The sequence below is a fragment of the Mesorhizobium sp. M7A.F.Ca.US.006.01.1.1 genome (assembly GCF_003997935.1).
Classification (GTDB): Bacteria; Pseudomonadota; Alphaproteobacteria; order Rhizobiales; family Rhizobiaceae; genus Mesorhizobium.
Genome location: NZ_RZQL01000001.1, coordinates 96,608 through 103,065 on the forward strand (window position 1 = coordinate 96,608; position 6,458 = coordinate 103,065).

Below are 6,458 nucleotides of genomic sequence, written 5' to 3' on the forward strand. Positions count from 1 at the left end.
AGGATACCGTTCCATGACCGACCTTTCCGTTCTCGACCTGTCGCCGATCGTCGAAGGCAGCGATGCCTCGCAGTCGCTGGCCAACTCGCTCGATCTTGCCCGCCATGCCGAGCGCCTTGGCTACAAGCGCTACTGGCTGGCCGAGCATCACAACATGCCGGGGATCGCCAGCGCGGCAACCGCGGTCGTCATCGCCCATGTCGCCGGCGGGACCAAGACCATTCGTGTCGGTGCCGGCGGCATCATGCTGCCCAACCATGCGCCGCTGGTGATCGCCGAGCAGTTCGGCACGCTGGCCGCCTTGCATCCGGGCCGCATCGATCTCGGCATCGGCCGGGCGCCCGGCACCGACATGGGCACCGCGCGGGCGCTGCGCCGTAATCTTGAAGCTGGCGTCGACAATTTCCCGCAGGATGTCGTGGAGCTGATGGGCTATTTCCAGCCGGCCGAGGAAGGCCAGCGCATCCGCGCCGTGCCCGGCGAAGGCCAGGACGTGCCGGTTTGGATTCTTGGCTCCAGCCTCTACGGCGCGCAGCTCGCCGCCATGCTCGGCCTGCCCTACGCCTTCGCCTCGCATTTCGCGCCGGCGGAGCTGGATCACGCGCTGGATGTTTACCGCTCGCGCTTCCAGCCGTCCGAGCAGCTCGACAAGCCGCATGTCATGCTTGGCCTCAATGTCTTCGCCGCACCCACTGATGCGGAGGCCCGTTTGTTGTTCACCTCGCTGCAGCAGGCTTTCGTCAATCTGCGCACCGGCCGTGCCGGCCGGCTGCCGCCGCCTGTCGAGAACTATGACCGCGATCTCGATCCGATGGCAAAGACAATGCTCGACCAGGCATTGTCCTGCGCCGTCGTCGGCTCCCCGGAAACGGTGCGGCAAGGCATCGATGCCTTCGTGCGCCGCACCGGCGCCGACGAACTGATGGTCACCGCGCAGATGTTTGATCATGCGGCGCGGGTGCGGTCGTTCGAGATCCTGGCCGAAGCGCACAAATCCCTGTCGCAAGCGGCCTGACAGCTAATCTCCCCCCAAGTGGGGGAGATGTCCGGCAGGACAGAGGGGGGCGCTGTCCCGCTAGCCTCTCCAAGGTTCCATCCGAAAAACTATGCGCTCACGCTCTGCGCCATCGCTCCCAGCGGGCGGCATGAATTGCGGATCATCAGCCGGCCCTTGAGAACCAGTTTGCGCGGCGGCGCGTCCCTGTTGCCGGCGAGACGGTCGAGAAGCAGGTTGGCCGCCTGTTCGCCGATCGCCTGCACCGGCTGGGCGACCGTGGTCAGCTGCGGCTGGAACACGTCGGACCATGGAAAGTCGTCGAAGCAGGCGACCGAAATGTCTTCCGGGCACGACAGGCCGATGTCGCGGATCGCCTTCATGGTGCCGATCACCATCGGGTTGTTGGCCGAGAAGATCGCACTTGGCCTATCATGCGAGGAAAGCATCTGCATGGTGGCGTTGTAGCCGTCGATCTCGTGGAAATTGCCGAAGCGGATCAGCTCCTCCGCGATCGGCAGGCCGGCGGCGTGAATTGCCTCGCGATATCCCGCCATGCGGTCATGCATCGGCGAAATATCCGACGTGCCGGTGATGTAGCCGATGCGCCGGTGGCCGAGATTGACCAGATAGGTGATGGCGTCGAACACCGCGCGCTGGTTGTCCAGCACCACGGCATCGGTGTCGACGTCTTTGCAGATACGATCGAGCAGCACGACCGGCACGTTGGCGTCGTCGACGATCCGCTTGAGGATCGCGCCGTCGCCGACGCGCGCCACGATCAGCCCGTCGACCATGCGGTCGAGGAGCAGCTTGATCTGATCGTCCTGGGTGTTCAAATCCTCGTCCGTGCAGCACAGCATGACGGCATAGCCGGCCCGGTCGAAAGCCTGCTGGATGACCGAGACGACATCGGTGAAGAATGGGTTGGTGATGTGCGGCACGGTCAGCCCGATGGTGCGGGTCGTGCCCATCTTCAGGCTGCGGGCGATCGCGTTGCGCTTGTAGCCGATATCGCGGATCGCCTGTTCTATGCGCTGGCTAAGCTCCGGGCTGACCGTCGCCGTGCCATTGATCAGCGCCGAAACGGTCGCGACAGAAACACGCGCCGCTTCAGCCACATGAAGCATGGTGGGGGCGGTGGATTTCCGGTGTTTTTTTTGCCCTGATGCTGTCATTTCGAAACGTTTCGCCACCCTTGCCGGCCAATACGTACGGAATCCTGTCCTTTTAAGCAAGAATCGAAATGCATCAAGCTTCCTGCACCCCTATATCGGCTTGACATGATCGAAACGTTTAGATTAGCGTTTGCGGGAAGTTGACGACGACGGAAGGGAGGCCGCCATTGTCATGCAAGAGAGCAGTTCCCTTTCCCCGCAGCACGGCGCTGCCGATCGGTCGGACACCGTTCTGAGCGCCGAGCGCATCTCCAAGAGCTTCGGCGGCATCGCCGCCCTGGTCGATGTCGGCTTCGAGCTGCGGCGAGGCGAGGTTCATGCCTTGATGGGCGAGAACGGCGCCGGCAAGTCGACGCTGATGAAGATCCTCTCCGGCGTCTACAGCGGCTATGAAGGTACGGTCAGCGTCGATGGCCGTCCTGTCAGCTTCGCCGGCGTGCGCGACGCCGAGGATGCCGGCATTGCCATCATCCACCAGGAGCTCAACCTGGTGCCCGAACTCAGCGTCGCCGACAACATCTTCCTTGGCCGCGAGAAGCTGATCGCCGGGCTGATCGTCGACCGCAAGGCGAGCAGCCGCGCGGCGGGTGCTTTGTTGCAGCGGCTCGGCATCGACCTTGATCCGCAAGCCCGCGTCGGTGCCCTGCGTGTCGGCGAGCAGCAACTGGTCGAGATCGCCAAGGCATTGTCGATGTCGGCACGCATCCTGATCATGGACGAGCCGACCTCGGCGCTGTCGCCGGCCGAATGCCAGCGGCTGTTCCGCATCATCCGCCAGCTTGCCGAGAGCGGTGTCGCCATCGTCTACATCTCGCACCGCATCGACGAGGTCATGCATCTGGCCGGCCGCGTCACCGTGTTTCGCGACGGCCGCCATGTGCTGACCGAGCCGATGGCCAGGCTCGACGAAGATGCGATCATTTCGGCGATGGTCGGCCGAAACCTGCTCGCTTCCTCCCAGGAAGAGCGCAACACCAGCGGCGAGATCGTGCTTTCGGTCGAAAACCTGTCGCTGTCGAAGCCCGATGCGCATGGCTGGCGCACGGTGATCGACGGCGTCGGCTTCGATCTCGCCGCCGGAGAAATCCTCGGCATTGGCGGGCTGCTGGGGTCGGGCCGCACCGAGATCCTGGAAGCGATCTTCGGCTCGAGCGACGGCCGTACCGGCGGCGAAATCCAGGTCGACGGCCGGCCCGTGGATATCCGTTCGCCCCGTGACGCAAGGCGCCTGGGTATCGCGCTGGTGACCGAGGACCGCAAGACGCAAGGCCTGCATCTGCAGGCCTCGATCACGGACAATGTGGCGCTGCCGCTGGTCGGCTCGCTGGCGCGCTTCGGCATCCGCTCGCTGGCCGGCGAGCAGGGGCTGGCGCGGCAGGCAGTCAAGGCGCTTGGCATCCGCTGCCGGGACATCGATCAGCCTGCCGGCACGCTGTCGGGCGGCAACCAGCAGAAGGTCGTCATCGGCAAGTGGCTGGCGACCAGGCCAAGGGTGCTGCTGCTGGACGAGCCGACGCGCGGCATCGATGTCGGCGCCAAGCGCGAGATCTACGACCTGATCTTCAGGCTGGCGCGCGACGGACTCGCCATCGCCGTCATCAGCTCCGAACTGCCGGAGCTTTTGCATCTCTCCGACCGCATCCTGGTGATGGCCGATGGCCGCCAGACAGGCATTCTTTCCCGCGATGCGGCCAGCGAGGAGGCCATCATGCGTCTCGCCGCCCCGCGCCGGACCATATCGAGACCAGCCGCATGACTGCCCTGAAACTCCTGTCCCGGACCAAGCTCTATTGGGGCCTGATCGCCATCTTCCTGATCGGCGTGCTCGGCTCTCCGATGAGTTCGAAGGGCAACAACATCTTCCTCTCCTACGGCAATCTGCTCGACGTGCTGCGCCAGGTGTCGACCACCGGCCTGATCGCCACCGGCATGACGGCTGTCATCATCACCGGCGGTATCGATCTCTCCGTCGGCTCGCTGATGGCCATCTGCTCGGTGGTCTGCGCCATGCTGCTGACGGTCCCAGGCGTGACGCCGGGCGTCGTGCTGGGCGTGCCGACCGTCGCGCTGGTGGCGCTCTGCCTCGGCTTCGTCGTCACCCGCTTCATTTTCCAGAACCTGGCAAAGTCCCGTGCCGGCGCCGATCTCGTCCGCGAGATCAGGCTTGACGGTCTTCGCGGCATCGTCACGCCTGCTGTCGTCGGCGTGGTCCTGTGCTGCCTGTCGCTGTGGTTTCTGCTGCCGCAGATCGAGCCGAAATTCGGCGTGCTCGGTGTGCTGCTGGTCGCGCCATGCGTCGGCTTGCTGTTCGGCGCACTCAACGGCTTCATCATCGTTGCCGGGCGGCTGCAGCCCTTCATCGTCACCCTGGCGATGATGGTGACGGCGCTTGGCATCGCCCGGCTGACCGCTGGCCAGAACAATGCGGTACTGCCGGTCTATACGGGCTCCAACGCTACCGCCGATTTCGAGATACTGCGCTCGCTGGTGTTCGGCATCATCCCGATGCCGGGCCTGTTCTTCCTCGGCGCCATCGTGATCTATGGCGCGGTGCTGCGCTTCACGCCGTTCGGCCGCTATGTCTATGCCATCGGCGGCAACGAGGAGGCGGCGCGCCTCTCCGGCATCGCTGCCGGCCGCGTCAAGATCGCCACCTATGCCGTCTCCGGGCTGCTCGCAGGCATCGCCGCCGTGCTCTATGTCGCACAGTACCGGCAAGGCAAGCCGGATGCCGGCGCCGGGCTGGAGCTCGATGCCATCGCCGCCGTCGTCATCGGCGGCACCAGCCTGATGGGCGGGCGCGGCAGCCTCATAGGCACATTCTGCGGCGTGCTGATCTTCGGTCTGCTCTCCAACATCCTGCAGCTCCACAACATCAATTCGAACCTTCAGCTGGTGCTGAAGGGGATGATCATCATTGGCACCGTGCTCGTGCAGGAGCGCAATGCCGGTGATCTCCTGGCCTATCTGCGCCTGCCCGGCGGGCAAGCGGCGCACAAGGAAACGGCCGCGGCAAAGCGGCCGTCGCAAGAGACCCCGTCTCTCAATCTCGGAGGAAACAAAAAATGAAACGACGTGACATGCTGAAGCTTGCCGCCGTGACCGCGGCACTGCTGACCACCACCGCGCTTCTGACCACCGGCAATGCCTTCGCCCAGGACAAGAAGTGGAAGATCGGCTTCTCGCAGGTGACGACCATCGAGCCCTGGCGCGCGCAGTTCAACAAGGACATCCTGGCCGAAGCCGCCAAGCATCCCGAGGTCGAACTGATCATCACCGACGGTGAGGACAAGACCGAAAAGCAGGTCGCCGATGTCGAGAACCTGATCCGTCAGGAGGTCGATGCGCTGTTGGTGTCACCGAAGGAATCGGCCGGCCTGACCGGCGTGGTGCAGCAGGCGATCGACGCCAAGATCCCGGTCTTCGTGCTCGACCGCAATGTCGACACCAAGGACTACACCCAATTCGTCGGTGGCGACAACGCGCTGATCGGCCGTGCGGCCGGCGAATATGCCGTCGAACTGCTTGGCGGCAAGGGCAAGGCTGCAGGCAACGTCGTCGAGATCTGGGGCGGCATGGGCACCCAGCCGGCGCATGACCGCCATGACGGCTTCCACGAATTCACCGACAAGGAGCCGGGCATCAAATATCTGCTCGACCAGCAGTCGGGCGACTGGAAGCAGGACCAGGCCTACAATCTAATGGCCAACGCGCTGAAGAGCAACGAGAAGATCGATCTCGTTTACGGCCACAACGACCCGATGGCCTATGGCGCCTATCTCGCAGCCAAGGATGTCGGCCGCGAGAAGGACATCAAGTTCATTGGCATCGACGGCCTGCCCAATGAAGGCGTGCAGATGGTCAACAAGGGCGAGCTGACGGCGACCTTCACCTATGTCACTCCCGGTGCCGAAGGCCTGCGCCAGGCGATCAAGTTCCTCAACGGCGAGAAGGTCGAAAAGACCATCACTCTGCCGACCGAGAAGATCACCAAGGAAAACGCCGCCCAGGTGCTGAAGGACAACGGCCTCTGAGTTTTCGCCGGGGATAAGTGCCAGCCGAAGGTCCAGGTTCTTCGTCCCAGGGACAGCTTGGCACCCTTCCTCTCCCCCGTCGATCGGGGGAGAGGTGTCGAGCGAAGCTCGACGGAGTTGGGGGTCGACCTTTGGCGCGGTGCGGGAAGATTCTTGCGCCCTGGTCCCCTTTCAATATTCGTTGGCGGCGGTTGCCAGGTGGTTCCCCCACTCCGTCGCTGCTCCGCAGCGCCACCTCTCCCTCCTCCGGAG

The 6,458-nt window shown here is 64.2% G+C and carries 5 protein-coding genes; 4 read left to right on the forward strand and 1 reads right to left on the reverse strand.

All coding sequences use genetic code 11. The annotated features are described in order from the left end of the window. The first annotated feature begins 13 nt into the window (after positions 1 to 13). The gene (locus EN943_RS00530; RefSeq protein ID WP_127411067.1) at positions 14 to 1,015 is read left to right on the forward strand and encodes an LLM class flavin-dependent oxidoreductase; all 1,002 of its coding nucleotides are present in this window, start codon (positions 14 to 16) and stop codon (positions 1,013 to 1,015) included. Between the two features lie 89 nt (positions 1,016 to 1,104). On the opposite strand, the gene EN943_RS00535 is transcribed toward EN943_RS00530, so the two are convergent. After that, entirely contained in the window at positions 1,105 to 2,124 is a 1,020-nt protein-coding gene (locus EN943_RS00535; RefSeq protein ID WP_127411068.1) for a LacI family DNA-binding transcriptional regulator, read from the reverse strand. 220 nt (positions 2,125 to 2,344) lie between these two features. Between EN943_RS00535 and EN943_RS00540 the strand changes: the two genes are divergently transcribed. From EN943_RS00540 to EN943_RS00550, 3 genes are read left to right on the forward strand one after another with little or no spacing between them, the layout of a single operon-like run. Further along, positions 2,345 to 3,928, forward strand: a complete 1,584-nt coding sequence (locus tag EN943_RS00540; RefSeq protein WP_127411069.1) for a sugar ABC transporter ATP-binding protein — start codon at positions 2,345 to 2,347, stop codon at positions 3,926 to 3,928. Beyond that, a complete protein-coding gene (locus tag EN943_RS00545) occupies positions 3,925 to 5,241 on the forward strand; it encodes an ABC transporter permease (protein ID WP_127411070.1) in 1,317 nt (438 codons plus the stop codon). The genes EN943_RS00540 and EN943_RS00545 overlap by 4 nt, the downstream gene beginning before the upstream one ends. Then, a complete protein-coding gene (locus EN943_RS00550; protein WP_127411071.1) occupies positions 5,238 to 6,206 on the forward strand; it encodes a substrate-binding domain-containing protein in 969 nt (322 codons plus the stop codon). The genes EN943_RS00545 and EN943_RS00550 overlap by 4 nt, the downstream gene beginning before the upstream one ends. Positions 6,207 to 6,458 lie beyond the last annotated feature (252 nt).

Excerpts from the sequence above, each read along its gene's own strand:
- EN943_RS00545 (WP_127411070.1), top strand. The coding sequence starts at position 3,925 with ATGACTGCCCTGAAACTCCTGTCCCGGACCAAGCTCTATTGGGGCCTG.
- EN943_RS00535 (WP_127411068.1), bottom strand. The coding sequence starts at position 2,124 with ATGCTTCATGTGGCTGAAGCGGCGCGTGTTTCTGTCGCGACCGTTTCG.
- EN943_RS00530 (WP_127411067.1), top strand. The coding sequence starts at position 14 with ATGACCGACCTTTCCGTTCTCGACCTGTCGCCGATCGTCGAAGGCAGC.
- EN943_RS00540 (WP_127411069.1), top strand. The coding sequence starts at position 2,345 with ATGCAAGAGAGCAGTTCCCTTTCCCCGCAGCACGGCGCTGCCGATCGG.
- EN943_RS00550 (WP_127411071.1), top strand. The coding sequence starts at position 5,238 with ATGAAACGACGTGACATGCTGAAGCTTGCCGCCGTGACCGCGGCACTG.